General features: G+C 52.4%; 14 protein-coding genes. All 14 read right to left on the minus strand.

The features are described 5' to 3' along the window. Positions 1-37: 37 nt before the first annotated feature. The 14 genes from HMPREF1992_RS01935 to argB all read right to left on the minus strand — a co-directional run bounded on the left by HMPREF1992_RS01935 (position 38) and on the right by argB (position 15,425). On the minus strand, positions 38-1,339 hold the full coding sequence (locus HMPREF1992_RS01935; protein WP_021684130.1) for a hypothetical protein: 1,302 nt from the start codon (positions 1,337-1,339) through the stop codon (positions 38-40). Positions 1,340-1,379: 40 nt separating this feature from the next. Next, positions 1,380-2,030, minus strand: coding sequence for a hypothetical protein (locus HMPREF1992_RS01940; RefSeq protein WP_021684131.1), 651 nt, complete (start codon positions 2,028-2,030; stop codon positions 1,380-1,382). After that, on the minus strand, positions 2,027-2,521 hold the full coding sequence (locus HMPREF1992_RS01945; RefSeq protein ID WP_021684132.1) for a CinA family protein: 495 nt from the start codon (positions 2,519-2,521) through the stop codon (positions 2,027-2,029). Before HMPREF1992_RS01945 ends, HMPREF1992_RS01940 begins: the two co-directional genes overlap by 4 nt. Beyond that, positions 2,521-3,849: a 30S ribosomal protein S12 methylthiotransferase RimO gene (rimO, locus tag HMPREF1992_RS01950; RefSeq protein ID WP_021684133.1), complete on the minus strand. Its 1,329-nt coding sequence runs from the start codon at positions 3,847-3,849 to the stop codon at positions 2,521-2,523. The genes HMPREF1992_RS01945 and rimO overlap by 1 nt, the downstream gene beginning before the upstream one ends. A gap of 22 nt (positions 3,850-3,871) precedes the next feature. Then, complete coding sequence (locus tag HMPREF1992_RS01955) at positions 3,872-4,921, minus strand: ABC transporter substrate-binding protein (RefSeq protein WP_021684134.1); 1,050 nt, start codon at positions 4,919-4,921, stop codon at positions 3,872-3,874. A 158-nt stretch (positions 4,922-5,079) separates the two neighbouring features. Beyond that, a complete protein-coding gene (locus tag HMPREF1992_RS01960; protein WP_037358038.1) occupies positions 5,080-6,021 on the minus strand; it encodes a transketolase family protein in 942 nt (313 codons plus the stop codon). Between the two features lie 2 nt (positions 6,022-6,023). Then, a complete protein-coding gene (locus HMPREF1992_RS01965) occupies positions 6,024-6,875 on the minus strand; it encodes a transketolase (RefSeq protein ID WP_037358041.1) in 852 nt (283 codons plus the stop codon). A gap of 149 nt (positions 6,876-7,024) precedes the next feature. After that, entirely contained in the window at positions 7,025-8,728 is a 1,704-nt protein-coding gene (locus tag HMPREF1992_RS01970; RefSeq protein WP_021684137.1) for a ribonuclease J, read from the minus strand. A 319-nt stretch (positions 8,729-9,047) separates the two neighbouring features. Further along, positions 9,048-9,557: a hypothetical protein gene (locus tag HMPREF1992_RS01975; protein WP_021684138.1), complete on the minus strand. Its 510-nt coding sequence runs from the start codon at positions 9,555-9,557 to the stop codon at positions 9,048-9,050. A 109-nt stretch (positions 9,558-9,666) separates the two neighbouring features. Beyond that, positions 9,667-11,091: an argininosuccinate lyase gene (gene argH / locus HMPREF1992_RS01980; RefSeq protein ID WP_021684139.1), complete on the minus strand. Its 1,425-nt coding sequence runs from the start codon at positions 11,089-11,091 to the stop codon at positions 9,667-9,669. After that, positions 11,088-12,302: an argininosuccinate synthase gene (locus tag HMPREF1992_RS01985; RefSeq protein ID WP_021684140.1), complete on the minus strand. Its 1,215-nt coding sequence runs from the start codon at positions 12,300-12,302 to the stop codon at positions 11,088-11,090. The genes argH and HMPREF1992_RS01985 overlap by 4 nt, the downstream gene beginning before the upstream one ends. Positions 12,303-12,375: 73 nt before the next feature. Beyond that, positions 12,376-13,311, minus strand: coding sequence for an ornithine carbamoyltransferase (gene argF / locus HMPREF1992_RS01990; RefSeq protein ID WP_037358045.1), 936 nt, complete (start codon positions 13,309-13,311; stop codon positions 12,376-12,378). Further along, positions 13,311-14,528 carry an acetylornithine transaminase gene (locus HMPREF1992_RS01995; RefSeq protein WP_037358048.1) on the minus strand — a complete coding sequence of 406 codons (1,218 nt, stop codon included), beginning with the start codon at positions 14,526-14,528 and terminating at the stop codon, positions 13,311-13,313. The genes argF and HMPREF1992_RS01995 overlap by 1 nt, the downstream gene beginning before the upstream one ends. 12 nt (positions 14,529-14,540) lie before the next feature. Continuing rightward, positions 14,541-15,425 carry an acetylglutamate kinase gene (gene argB / locus HMPREF1992_RS02000; RefSeq protein WP_021684143.1) on the minus strand — a complete coding sequence of 295 codons (885 nt, stop codon included), beginning with the start codon at positions 15,423-15,425 and terminating at the stop codon, positions 14,541-14,543. Position 15,426 lies beyond the last annotated feature (1 nt).

A 15,426-nucleotide genomic window follows, 5' to 3' on the forward strand; every position in this document is an offset into this window, starting at 1 on the left:
TCAGGCCCCATTTCCGATACACAGCAGAAACGAACGATCAGAACGCCTCTGCAATCGTCTTAATGAGAAGCGCTTCCTGCTGGCGCGGAAGGCCACTCTGGTGGAGTGCACGCCCGAAGCCGATCAGGAAATCAATCTTCTGCAAGCGTGTCAGTGTCGTATTCTCACGGAGAATCTTTGTAATCGCACGCATTCCTGCAACGCTTGGATCCCGTTGGAGCTGAACCTCCATAGCAAGCTGTCCGGCAAGAATGTGACGACGAACTTCATCTGATATTCCATTGAGGCCCTCGCCCATATCCCGCGATACCTGACGGGCTGTGAGAGCCGGAACCCCTTCGGGTCTTACGGAATGCTCCACCGCAGGTCTTACATCCTTGACAGGTGCAACGGCAGGGAACTGTGCTGATGTGCCTCCCAGCGCGTCAAAATGATCTGGTCGCTTCTGTTCAGCACCATTTTCTGCAGGAGCCATCAGAGAGAATGACTCATGCGGCAGCTGCGGATAGCGTTGCCGTGATGGATACTGTTCTGTAGAGAGTGATGCCGATGGGGAATGCGACATCCCGGGGACTTGTGCCTCACTTCCCGTATAATTTCCTGCTGATACAGACGAGGGATTTCCGTCCAGTGCCTCTGAGCCTACGCTATAAACCGCCCTGTTCTTTGCGGCTTCAGCAGTTCCAGATGTCGAATCAATGTTTCCTGATACAGACTGTGTATAGAGCCCTTGCGCTCCCCTAGACGCCTGGACAGAAGTTTGTTTTTCTGCTCCAGTAGCAGACATATCCATATTTGTCTTCAGGGATGTGTCTGCTGGCAAATTATTCTGAACGGCATCAGCGGGAGCAACTTTCTTTGGTCTTGGAGGAGGTGCTGGACGATTCATATTCACATCACCGACAAGCTCCTGAACTGGGCGCCCCTCTTTTGCCGCTAACTTCTCTTCACGCTTGATATCTTCCGCCGTTATGATAACAGGCTTTGCCTTCTGAGCTGCGAGTGTGAATGATGGCTCATTGTTGCGTGCAGCAAGACGTGCATCAACACTCTGCCAGCGAAGGCGTGCAGGCTGTTGGGTGCTCTGTGCAGATGCTGCATTTTTTGGAGCTGGAGCATCCAACGATGTCTTCCTCTGACCAGAGATCGAGGCCTCATAACGATCCCCCACAGCTTTTTCTTCTACCGCCGGATTCTTTGCCGAATCCGTCACCAAACGATCTGCACGAAAAAGCTCCTGTGAATCCACTGTTCCAGGCGTAGCCGCATAAACCGTACTCGAGGAAAGTGTAACAAGCACCGCAGCGGTGAGCATTGTTTTCTTTGATGACATTTTCATTGATCTTTCTCCTTCATTTTCTCTCTATGAAAACAGGTGCTCACGGGAGCGCATGCAATGTGCGAGCCCCCGCCAAAAAGTCTGAAACAGATGCAGCACGCAGCTCCGGATTATCTATGAGTTCAAATCCATAACGCGCACCATTGTCGCCGCGAAAGAAAAGAACTGCCATCTGATTGTCTGTCGTCGCTGTACCATCAATCACACCGTCGCCATCTTCATCGATCTCAATCTCTTTTGCCGTCATGGCAAAAATGGCCTTATTGTTGTCGGTCAAAGGCACGAGCATGATTCCTTCGTACCCATTGCTGCCCATAATATTCCAAAGGAGCCTTGCCGCCTCTTCGGGATCGATGGCATTGAGATTCGGAAGTGCCTCTTCGGGAAAGGCATTCACAAGAACGACCCATGCGTATTTAATATGATACTCCTCATTCTCGAAGATCAGAACTTCTCCCTCACGATTCTCAAACAAGGTACTTGCTGGAATGACCCCGAGGGGTCTCTTTGGACACATCACGTGATAGCCATACGCTGGACTCTCATAGGAATATGAAAGTATGGATGGTGCGGTACCAGTAGCAGCAAATTCCTGCACCGACGCCTCTTGCTCAGCTGCGGTGACATAGGGCATCCCCGACAACAATGTTACTGCACCAATGGAGGCAGCTATTTTTCGATAATGTATCATCTGGTAGTACTCCTTATCATATCATGTACCAATGTAAGCGCTTTTTGAACAGCTGCCCATTTATTCTCAAGCCGCGTGCCAGAAAAAACATTTTTTGAGACAATGGTATGATTTTTGTCTGCCGCCGCAATATATACAAGGCCAACAGGTTTGTCCGCTGAGCCGCCGTAAGGACCGGCAATACCTGTAATACCAATGCCGATATCCGTCTGCATGAGATTCCGTATTCCCTCTGCCATCTCGGACGCTGTCTCCTCAGAAACGGCTCCATATGCAGAAAGAGTCTCCTCTTGAACATGAAGGATGCGGCACTTCACATCATTTGAGTACGACACAACGCTTCCCATAACGTAGGCAGAGCTCCCAGAAATATCCGTCAACGTACTGGTAAGAAGGCCCCCAGTGCAAGATTCCGCACAGGCAATTGTCATCCCAGCATCGCGCAGTTCACATCCGACTCTCTCAGAAAGGGCTTCACATGAGACTATCATCAATGCACCCTTTCGCCCACAATATCATATGTAAATCCCTGCAAGAGACGCACCCGCACAATATCACCGATGTGGCTCTGTGTATCGCCCTCGATGTAAATCTGTCCATCGACCTCCGGAGCCTCCCGATAAGAACGCCCAACGGAAATTTGCTGCTGTTCCGCGTCACGTCCCTCAATCAGGACATCAACCTCGTGATTCTCAAGCGAGATATTGATTTCCTCAGAAATCTTGCTCTGCAGACTCATCAAGTCATGATAGCGCTCCTGCATCACATCCTCGGGCACCTTATATGGCATCATCGCAGCAGGTGTATCCTCCTCCTCGGAGTAGGTAAATATCCCAACCTTATCGAAGCGCTGTTCCTCTACAAAGGAACGGAGAGCCTGATAGTGCGTATCCGTCTCCCCAGGAAAACCAACAATAAATGTAGAGCGAATCGCCACTCCCGGAATGTGCTCACGCAGTTTTTTTATCAGTTTCTCCACACCTTCACGCGTATCTGGACGATTCATCGAGCGCAGAACGGCATCATGCGCATGCTGAAGAGGGAGATCGACATATTTCACAACCTTTGGCTCGGTCGCAAATACATCGATGAGTTCATCTGTAAAATATTTTGGGTAGCTATAGAGCACACGAATCCAGGAAATCCCATCAACCTTCGCCAGCTCACGCAGAAGGGTTGGAAGCATGGGCTTCTTGTATCGATCAAGTCCATAGTTCGCACTGTCTTGCGCAATCAGAACAATCTCACGTACGCCGCTCTCGGCAAGTTCATGTGCCTCCGTAATGATGTCATCCATATCGCGGCTGCGGAAACTTCCTCGAATGAGCGGAATCGCACAAAAGGCGCAGCGATGATCGCATCCCTCTGCAATTTTGATATATGCGGTGTAGTTAGGGGTTGTACGCAGACGCGGCGTCTTCGCATCATAGATGGTCTCATCCTTTCCGGCGATCAAGAGACGCCGTCCTTTCAGTGTCTCTTGAATGACCTCCATGATACGGCTCCAAGCTCCCGTACCGATGATTGCATCCGCCTCTGGAATCTCGTCGAGAAGCTGCTGTCCATAGCGCTGTCCAAGACACCCTGCCACAATAAGGCTGCGGCAACGGCCAGTCTCCTTATAGTCGGCCATTCCGAGCACTGTGGTAATGGATTCTTCCTTCGCTGACTGAATAAACGCGCAGGTGTTGACAATCAGGATATCGGCCTCCGATGGCTCATTGGTGATCTCAATGCCATGCTCCTGCATAATGCCGAGCATGATCTCTGTATCCACGAGATTCTTTGCACAACCAAGACTGATGAATCCTGCTTTCACTATAAAACTCCTCCGGCTTTCGTTATTTTCCGTAGAACCGTACTTCTTTGATCCAGCGATCCAGGAGTATCTCCTTTTCCTCCTTGCTGAAATACGGTCGATTTTTAAATATGTTGATATTCTTTCCCGCAAACATCTGATAGGAAAGAGTCATTGGATTCGTCGTTAAAAAGTAGAACCGATGCTGGGAGAGTGCAAGCTGTGCCTCATCCGAGAGCATCCAATCTGCAAATGTCTCTGCTGCTCTCGCATTGCGCTCCGGCGAACGAAAGGCAATTCCCGTTCCGTATACAATAATAGATGTGCCGTCTGTTGGGTAGAGAATACGAATGGGATATTCATCGTGTATGTACCTCAGTGTCTCACTCAACACTGTCACAGAGAGATCGACCTCTCCCATCCCGACCTGACGCACAGGCGTATGCAGATACTTAGAGTACTGTATAATCTTCGGTTGGATCCTTCGCCAGATATCAAAGGCGTGCAGCTCACCATACTCAGCAATCATGCTGTAGAGAAGGTTAGATGATGCTTCTGCTGCCATAAAATCTGTCGTTCCAATGCGGATGTCTCGCTGCTGTGCGAGCATCTGCCATGAGTTCGGCAAATCAAGATGAGTGCGCAGGTAATCCTGATTCACCGCAAAGACAACGGGATCATACCATATGCCTGTCCAATAGCGATTTGGATGACGAAATGAATCTGGAACCTGATCGCTCTTTTCTGAAATATAGGGAACGAGATACCCCGCTGCTGCTGCACGATCGAGTGTTTCTCGATCCGTTAGGACAAGAGATGCATTTCCATCGTCCTGACGAGCAGCTTGCTCCTGCAGACGTTTTAAAAGCTGCTCTGGCGATAGTTGCACAAAATTGACACGGATATTATGTTCTTTTTCATATTCCTCGGATAGTACCGCGGCAATCTCTGCCGGAAGCGATGTATATGCAGTGAGCTCCTGCATAGGATGGTGCTGTACACCGCGTGCCCCAGATGAAAGAAATGCAGAGCCCGCAGCAATCATGATCACGAGGAGGGCAGTTATCACAATGAAGAGCGTATACCGCTTCATGAGAAATCCTCTTCTTGTACGTAAAATAGCTAGACTTTTTCTTATTATAAACAATTCCAAAAAAATCCACAAGCCATTTTATCATAAGCACTGCAGCAACAAATGTTTGCACGCAAAAAAGATGCCTCCTCGAAGAGAAGACATCTTTCATCGAACAATTACTTTTCAACGAGGATCTTGGTCTGTGCGACAATATCCTTTGCAGTAAGTCCAAATTGTTTGAGCAGTTCGGCGGCAGGACCAGAGTGTCCAAACGCATCTCGAACGCCAATACGGTGTACGGGGACAGGCACATGTTCTGCGAGAACAGCTGCAACAGCTTCACCGAGCCCTCCGAGAATGTTGTGCTCTTCCACTGTTACGATCTTACCGCATTCCCGGGCAGCCTGGATCACAAGGTCTTCATCGAGCGGCTTAATCGTCGCCATATTGATCACGCGCGCACGGATGCCCATATCAGCGAGCTGTTTGCCCGCTTCAATCGCCTCAGGAACAAGAATTCCTGTCGCAATGATTGCAACATCCATCCCATCCTGGATAACTTCCCCCTTGCCAACCGTAAAGTCATACGACTCATCATGATAGACAGGCGTTGCTGCTCGTCCGAAACGGATGTATACAGGTCCCTCCATCTCATATGCTGCGTGTACCATCTTACGTGCCTCCACATCATCCGATGGGCACATGACCGTCATGCCTGGAATCGTACGCATGAGGGCAAAGTCCTCACAGCACTGATGAGAGGCACCGTCCTCACCGACAGAAATCCCGCCGTGTGTCGCACAGATCTTGACATTGAGATGGGGGTAGCCAATGGTATTTCGCACCTGTTCATAGGCACGTCCCGCCGCAAACATGGCAAATGTGGAAACAAACGGAACGAGCCCCATCGTCGAAAGTCCCGCACCGACATCGACCATATTACACTCTGCGATTCCACAGTTGAAATGGCGGTTCGGAAATACCTTCTTGAACGTTCCGCTCTTCGTCGCACCAGCAAGGTCGGCATCTAGGACAACGACATTCTCATGAACATTCCCTAATTCTACAAGTGCGTTTCCATAGCTATCCCGCGTTGCAATTTTTTTTACGTCTGCCATCCTCATGCCTCCTCAATCGCCTTACGAATTGCAGCCAGCTCCGCTAGGCCGCGTGCGAGTTCGTCATCATTGGGGGCCTTGCCATGCCATCCGGCATCGTTTTCCATAAAGGAGATGTCCTTGCCCTTGGTCGTTTTCATGAGAATCGCTGTTGGTTTGCCAGTCCCCTGGTTTCCATGGAATATCTTAAATGCATCTTCGAGTGCCGCATAGTCATGCCCGTCGATCGAGACGACCGCACAGCCAAACGCCGCAAATTTCTGATCAATCGGTGCGGTATTCATAACATCCGCCGTCGCACCATCAATTTGAAGGCCATTCACATCGACTGCGATGCAAAGATTATCCAGTTTATAGTGAGCGGCGAACATAACGGCCTCCCACACCTGTCCCTCGGCAAGCTCACCGTCACCGAGAAGAGCGTACACGTTAATATCTTTTCCGAGGTGCTTTGCCCCCTTTGCCATGCCAGCCGCCGTCGAGATTCCCTGTCCAAGGGAGCCGGTAGACATATCCACGCCGGGCGTGAGATTCATATTCGGATGCCCTTGCAAACGCGAATCAATGTGACGAAGGGTTAAAAGTTCATCCAATGGAAAAAAGCCACGATTGGCAAGTGTTGCATAAAGACCGGGAGCAACGTGTCCTTTTGAAAGGACAAATCGATCACGATTCGGATCATGGGGAGCTTTCGGATCAACACGAATTTCCTTGTTATAGAGATAGGTAAAGTACTCCGTCGATGAAAGTGATCCGCCCGGATGACCGCTCTTTGCCGCATGTGTACTGCGCAAGATTCCCTCGCGTACCTTTACCGCGAAAAGCCGAAGCTCCTTCTCTTCTGCTGTCGTCATAAAACTCCTCCTCGCCCCACTCAAAGCATCTATACTGCATTTCATTCTAACCTTTTTTCTCTCAGCCCGCAAGATGCATAAGGCTAGATTTTTTGAGGACCATTGACAAACAAAAAAGTCGCCCCATCGGAGCGACCATTTTATTTTCTTTAGATTTCCATAATGATTGGAAGAATCATCGGCCGACGCCGCGTCTTGTCGAAGAGATAACGGCTGAGTGCATCACGTACATTCGACTTGATCGCCGACCACTCGCGTACGTTCTCATCTTCACATCGATCAAGTGCCTGCTGAACGCGCGCACGAGCCTCATCCATCAGAGCCTCTGACTCACGCACATAGACAAATCCACGCGAGACGATATCGGGACCAGAAACCACACGATTATTCTGGCGATCCATCGTCACTACAATAATGAGGATACCGTCCTGCGAGAGCTGACGACGATCACGAAGAACAATATTGCCGACATCGCCGACGCCGAGCCCGTCGACCATGACCATGCCGGACTGCACACGACCGACAACCTGTCCCTTCTCCTTCGTAAACTCGAGGATCTGACCATTCTCGCTGATGAAAATGTTTTCCTTCGGCATACCGAGTTCGCGCGCAAGGTTCGCGTGCTGTACAAGGTGATGGTATTCACCGTGAACGGGCATAAAGAACTTCGGGCGCACAAGATTGTGCATGAGCTTAAGCTCCTCGCGGCTGCCATGCCCAGAGACGTGAATGCCCTTATCGCGTCCGTAGACGACATTTGCACCGAGCTTCATCAGATTGTCCACCGTCTTGGAAACGAGCTTCTCATTTCCCGGAATCGGTGTTGCAGAGATGATGACCGTATCTCCCGGCACGATCGTAATTTTTCGGTGATCAGAGGCCGCCATGCGCGACAGCGCTGACATGGGCTCTCCCTGACTGCCTGTCGTCACAATGACGATCTGCTCCGAGCGGAAATTATTCACCTCATCAATACCGATGATCGTTCCCTCCGGCGCATTCAGATAGCCGAGTTCGAGAGAAATACCGACCACGTTCTCCATACTGCGCCCGAGAACCGCAACGCGGCGTTTGTACTTGACCGCAGTGTCAATGACCTGCTGGATGCGATGCACATTCGAGGAGAATGTTGCGACGATGATGCGTCCGCGCACGTTGTGGAACGCCTTGTCAAACGCAGCCCCCACAGTTCGCTCGCTCGCCGTATGACCCTCGCGCTCCGCATTCGTGCTGTCCGCAAGAAGAAGCAGAACTCCCTTATTTCCAAGATCGGAGAATCGGCGAAAATCCGTCATCTGGCCGTCAACCGGTGTATAGTCGAGTTTGAAGTCGCCCGTGTGAACGATCATACCGACCGGCGTCTTGATTGAGAGGCCAACAGCATCGGGAATCGAATGATTGACACGAATAAAGCCAACGCTGAAGCAGCCAATGTTGATGATGTCCCCTGCCATCACCGAATGCAGATTGCTCGAATCTACGCCATTCTCCTTCAGACGACCTTCGAGGATGCCGAGTGTCAGGCGCGTTCCGTAGACAGGCGCCGGAATCTGCTTCATCACATATGGAAGGGCACCAATATGATCCTCATGACCATGCGTCAGAACAATCGCCTTGATCTTATCTTTGTTCTCAATCAGATACGTAATATCGGGTATAACGAGATCGACCCCCAGCATATCCTCCTCGGGGAACATCAGCCCAGAGTCTACAACCAGGATCTCGTCATCCACGCGGATGGCAGTCATGTTCTTTCCGATCTCGCCAAGACCACCGAGCGGTATGATTTGTACTTTCTGCACATTTTTTCCATGATTGCCATTACGATTTAACGACAAAAAACACACCTCCATAATATATGGGACATTTCTATTCCGTCCCTTTTATCAAAATTCATCCATTCGATCATGAAATCAGAATTCATCCACACGAAAATACAGCGACTAGAGAGAGCTCTCCATTGTCGCCATACAGGGGAAGAGATTGTTTTCGCTGATATCACTGTGAAAAAATACGACCGCACAGCAACGACGAAAACCGTAAGAAAAATGATCCGATCCATTCACTTAGTCGATATTGTACCATTCCATCCCGCACAATGCAAATAAAATTTATCTTCAACGCTAAAAGGCACCCCCTACGCCTGCAGGGAGTGCCTTTTCTACGTTTTCGTCAAAAGCTCATCGTAAGTCCAATGCCAACACCGCTCTCACGTTTTCCATGATCCGGCTTGAAGTTATGGTAGTTCACATTCAGATCCAGATTGGCAATCAGAGATTTGTTCAGTCCGACCTGGGACTCATTAAAATCCTTACCGGCAATGTAGGATGCATAGGCATTGAATCCAATCACTGGTATTGTGGGTGTGCTGAGTGCCAATCCACCATAGACATTGTTCTCATTTGCCTGATCCATGCCCCAGCGGTAACCGCCCATCAAGCGAACGTTTTGTCCAAGCAGATTGTACTGCATATAGACATCCTTCGGATTTCCATATTCATCGCGGTCATTCCGTCCAACACCAATCGTGATCTCGTCCGTCGCCTTATGCTCGATATAGGCCTCTTTCGTACCGACACCAACTGCCGTATCATGCGTACCAAGATGATTGATCGGTGCCGCCGTCACCGCCGAGGAAATCGAAAGCCCGATAACAGCCGCGAAAAGTGCATATTTCTTCATTGTGAGTCCTCCTTTCCGATATGGATATATTATCCCTTCACAGCGTTTGACATAGCTTAATAAAGTATTAGTCTTTAATGATTTTTAGCACCTGGCACTAAGGAAATACTTAGAGAAGCTGCTGTTTTCCGGTAAGTGTTGAGATAATCTTATGCTCCTCTGTCATCAGTTCTCGCGCCGCCTCCAGCTGCATATCTGCCTGCTCGTACGATGTTCCTCCATAGGAGTTCCGGTATGCAACGCATGTTTCCGGACGAATTGCCTCATACACATCCTCATCGAAGAGCGCAGAGAGTTTCTGATAGTCCGCAAGCGGCAGGTCAGCGAGCCAGATCTTGCGCTCGATGCAGCGCGCGACTGCCTGTCCCGAAACACTGTGCGCCTGACGAAACGGCATTCCCTTGCGCACAAGGTAGTCCGCGAGATCGGTCGCATTCGAGAAGTCCGCTTCGACGGCATGACGCATGACATCCGCACGAACCTTCATTCCACGGATGAGCTGCGCATAGACGGCGAGGCTGAACTTCACCGTGTCGATGGTATCGAACAGGCCCTCCTTGTCCTCCTGCAAGTCCTTGTTGTAGGCGAGCGGGAGTCCCTTCACCGCCGTGAGCATCGCCATGAGATGTCCGACGACGCGCCCGGTCTTGCCACGCACGAGTTCCGATACATCGGGGTTCTTCTTCTGCGGCATCATGGACGACCCCGTGCAGTGCGCATCGTCCAATTCCACAAACGAGAACTCACGCGAACACCAGAGGATGATCTCCTCCGAGAGACGCGAGAGATGAACCATGAGGATGGAAGCCGCCGAGAGAAATTCGAGGATGTAGTCGCGGTCACTGACCGCGTCCAGACTGTTCGTATAGATGCGCTCGAAGTTCAGCCGCTTCGCGACAAATGCACGATCGATCGGCAGTGTCGTCCCTGCGAGTGCGCCCGCACCGAGCGGCATGATATCCGTCCGCGCATAGACACCCTGAAAGCGCTCAAAATCGCGTGCAAGCATCCCAAAGTACGCCATGAGATGATGCGCAAAAAGGATGGGCTGGGCACGCTGCAGATGTGTGTAGCCCGGCATGATGACATCCTTGTTTGCAGCTGCTGATTCGACAAGCGCGTGCTGAATCTCCCTGATGTGATCCAGCACATCCACAACGGCATGCCGCACAAACATATGGGTATCGAGTGCGACCTGGTCGTTTCGGCTGCGCGCCGTATGGAGGCGGCTGCCCGCCTCCCCGATCGCGTCCGTGAGACGCTTTTCGATGTTCATGTGAATATCTTCGAGTTCGACACTGAACGCGAATTCTCCGCGCTCAATCTGCGCGAGGATGTCACGCAGCCCCTGCTCGATTGCCGCGCGGTCATCCTCCGAGAGAATGCCAACCTTTGCAAGCATGGCGGCGTGTGCAAGCGAACCCGCAATATCCTCGCGGTACATTCGGCGGTCAAAACCGATGGACGCCTGGAACTCGTTGATCATCTCATCGGTCGTCTTGGAGAAACGACCGCCCCAGAGCTTTTCGCTCATTTATTCAGCCCCTCCTGCATGAGTGCGCGAACCTTGAGCGGAAGACCAAAGAGATTGATAAAGCCGCCCGCATCTGCCTGATTGTAGACATCGTCATGCTCGAACGTGACGAACTCCTGACTGTAGAGCGAATACGGCGACGTTGCGCCTGCCGAGATGATATTGCCCTTGTAGAGCTTGAGACGCACCTCACCCGTCACGGTCTCCTGCGTACCGTCCACAAATGCAGCAAGTGCCTCGCGCAGCTGGCTGAACCACATGCCATCGTAGACGAGCTCGCCGTAGCGGATCGCAAGCCCTTCCTTGTAGTGATAGGTTGCACGGTCAAGGCAGAGATACTCGAGCTCGCGGTGCGCGTAGTAGAGGATGGAGCCGCCCGGATTTTCATACACACCGCGCGACTTCATGCCGACAAGACGGTTCTCACAGATGTCGACAATGCCGACGCCGTTGCGCGCACCGATCTCGTTGAGCTTCGTCAGAAGTTCGACCGCTCCCAGCTTCTCACCGTTGACAGCGACGGGAATACCTTTCTCGAACGAGATGGAGACGTATTCCGGTGCATCCGGTGCATCCTCCGGCGCGCACGAGATGAGGAACATGGAGTTCTTCGGCTCGTTCGCCGGATCCTCGAGATCGGAGCCCTCATGGGAGAGATGCCAGATGTTGCGATCCATGCTGTACGTCTTGTTATCCTCCGCAACGGGAATCCCGTGCTTCTTTGCGTACGCAATCTCGGCTGTGCGGGAGTCAAGATCCCACTCGCGCCACGGAGCGATGATCTGCAGATTTGGAGCGAGCGCCTTCACGGTCAGCTCGAAGCGAACCTGATCATTCCCCTTTCCCGTCGCGCCGTGTGCAATCGCATCCGCACCCTCACGCTTGGCGATATCGACGAGCGCCTTTGCAATCACGGGACGCGCAAACGACGTGCCGAGCAGATATTTCCCCTCGTAGACGGCACCCGCCTTGAGCGTCGGCCAGACATATTCCTCAAGGAATTCCTTCGTCAGATCGACAATATACACCTTCGATGCACCGGACGCGAGCGCCTTGTCATGCACAGGTGCAAGCTCCTCGCCCTGCCCGATATCGGCACAGGCTGCAATGACCTCGCATCCGTCATAGTGCTCCTTCAGCCACGGGATGATGACCGAGGTGTCAAGTCCGCCGGAATACGCAAGAACTACCTTTTTGATCTGCTTTGCCATATTTGAAACAACTCCTTAGTAATGTTATGGAATCATGGATCAAGAAGGATCTCATTTGATCCGTGATTCCTTATCAGCCGCCCATAACGAGCGCCATGATTGCCTTTTGGACGTGGAGGCGGTTCTCCGCCTCGTCAAAGATCACATCCGCGAACTCCTCAAAGACCTCCTCCGTGATCTCCTCTCCCCGATAGGCGGGCAGACAGTGCATGACGATGCAGCGCGGATCGCCTGACTCGGCAACGAGTTCCCAATTCACCTGGTAGGGACGGAAGACCGCCGTGCGTGCGTCGTGCTCCGCCTCCTGTCCCATGCTTGCCCACGTGTCCGTAACGATGACATTTGCGCCCGCAACCGCCTCCATTGGATTGTGCGTGATCGTGACGATCGCGCCCGTCGCTACCCCATCTGCCTTGGCATTTGCCACAACTTCGGCATTCGGCTCGTAGCCCTCGGGCGTTGCCGCCGCGAAATCCATGCCGACCTTTGCCGCCGCATACATGAGCGAGTGGGTCATGTTGTTGCCGTCGCCAACGTATGCCATCTTGAGTCCGGCAAGATTCTTTCCCTTGTACTCGCGAATCGTAAGCAGGTCGGTCAGCGCCTGACATGGGTGCAGGAGGTCACTGAGCGCGTTGATGACAGGAATATCCGCATAGCGCGCCAGTTCCTCAATGCGTTCGTGCCCATAGGTGCGGATCATAATGCCGTCGAGATAGCGCGAGAGCACGCGTGCCGTATCCTTGATCGGCTCGCCGCGTCCAAGCTGCAGATCGCGGCTGCTGAGAAAGAGTGCCTGTCCGCCGAGCTGATACATCCCGACCTCGAAGGACACGCGCGTACGCGTCGATGACTTCTCAAAAATCATGCCGAGGGTCTTGCCCGCAAGCAGAGAATGTGGGATGCCCGCCTTCTGCTTCGCCTTGAGATCAGCGGCGAGCGTCAGGATCTCCTCCACGTCGTCCGCACTGAGTTCATGAATGGAGAGTAAGTCCATGCCCTTTTTCATCATAGCCCTCCTCGGTCACATATGTCAAGGATACAGTGATCCAATACCCGAATGAGTTCATCCACTTCATTTTTCGAGAAAATCAACGGCGGGATAAAGCGCAGGACATTCCCTGCCGTACAGTTGATGATGACGCCCTGCTCCAACATCCGTCGGGCGATTGCCGCGGCATCCTCACTCCTCCGCATCTCCATGCCGAGGATCAGCCCTGTGCCGCGCACCTCGATGATATGCGCCGGATATTTCGCCTGTAAATCTGACAGCAGCTCCTTGAAATGTGCGCCGACCGTTCTCACACGGCTCAGAAATGCGTCGTCTGCAATCGCATCGAGTACGACATTCGCCGCCGCGCACGCAAGCGGATTTCCGCCGAACGTCGAGCCGTGATCGCCCGCATGAAATGCTGCGGCGACCTTCTCCGTAACGACGAACGCGCCGATCGGAACACCGCCCGCAAGTCCCTTTGCAAGGGTCACAATATCCGGCGTCACACCGCAACTCTCATAGGCGTAGAATGTCCCCGTACGCCCCATGCCCGTCTGGATCTCATCAAAGATCAGAAGCGCATCATACTTGTCGCAGAGTGCCCGCACCTGCTGCAAATATCCGTCCGCAGGAGTGCGAACACCGCCCTCCCCCTGAATCGGTTCGAGCATGACTGCCGCCGTGTTCTCACTCATCAGTGCTTCGAGTGCTGCAATATCGTTGAACGGCACATAATCAAAGCCCTGCGGCAGAGGTGCGAAGCCCTTGTGGAACTTCTCCTGCCCCGTCGCCGTCAGTGTCGCAATCGTACGTCCGTGGAAGCTGCCGAGAGCCGTGATAATCTGGGACTTCTCGGGATAAATCGTATGCCCGTATTTGCGCGCAGCCTTGATTGCCCCCTCGTTTGCCTCGGCACCGGAATTTCCGAAGAACACCTTGCCGCCCGCTGTAAGCCTCGACAGCTTTGCCGAGGCATCTGCCTGCGGCTCGGTATAGTAGAGGTTCGACACATGGATGAGGCGTCTTGCCTGATCGGCAATCGCATCCACGAGCGGCGCATAGTTATGACCGAGCACATTCACCGCGATGCCGCCAAGCGCATCGAGATATTTGCGTCCGTTTACATCCCATACATACGAACCTTCCCCGTGGTCGAGAACAATCGGATAACGGGAAAAGACAGGCAGATAGCTCCCCTGATCCCGCTCAATAATCTCTGCTTCTCTGTTCATCATAACTCCTGCCTACGGAAGCACCATCGTTCCGATACCGCGTGAGGTAAAAATCTCCAAGATGATCGAATGCGCGAGACGCCCATCGATGATATGCGCCTTATGTGCGCCCGCCTCAAGTGCCCTAAGACACGCCTCCACCTTCGGAATCATGCCGCCGTCGATGATGCCGCTGCGGATGTATTCCTTTGCCTCATCCATGCGAAGCTGGGAGATCAGGCTGCTCTTATCCGAAAAATCCTGATAGACCCCCTCCACATCTGTGAGGAGCAGCAGTTTTTCCGCGTGGAGCGCACCCGCGATCTCCGCTGCAACATAGTCCGCATTGATATTGTAGCTTTCCCCGTGCTCTCCCATGCCGATGGGGGCAATGACGGGAACATAGCCCTGATTCAGAAGATCTGTAATGAGAACCGTGTCGATCGCTGTGACCTCACCGACATAGCCAATGTCCACTTGACGCGCCACATCATTTTCATAAACAGTGGCATGTTTCTTCTGCGCCTTGATGAGTCCGGCGTCCTTTCCGCTCAGACCGACGGCACGTACACCGCGCAGATTGAGGAGTCCTACGATCTCCGAGTTCAGCTTGCCGTCGAGCACCATCTCGGCGATTTCCACCGTCTCCTCATCCGTCACGCGAAGCCCCGAGACAAACGTGGATTCCTTGCCGACCTTCTTGAGGAAGCCCGTAATCTCAGGTCCCCCTCCATGCACAAGGATGGGGCGAATCCCAACGAACTTCATCAGCGCTACATCGCGCATGACGTTTTCCTTCAGCGCATCGTTGATCATCGCATTGCCGCCGTATTTGATGACGACGGTTGTCCCGTAGAACTCCTGGATGTATGGGAGCGCCTCTACAAGAATCTCAGCCTTATCTTGATCGGAGTACATC

The organism is Selenomonas sp. oral taxon 892 str. F0426, from assembly GCF_000468035.1.
Classification (GTDB): Bacteria; Bacillota; Negativicutes; order Selenomonadales; family Selenomonadaceae; genus Centipeda.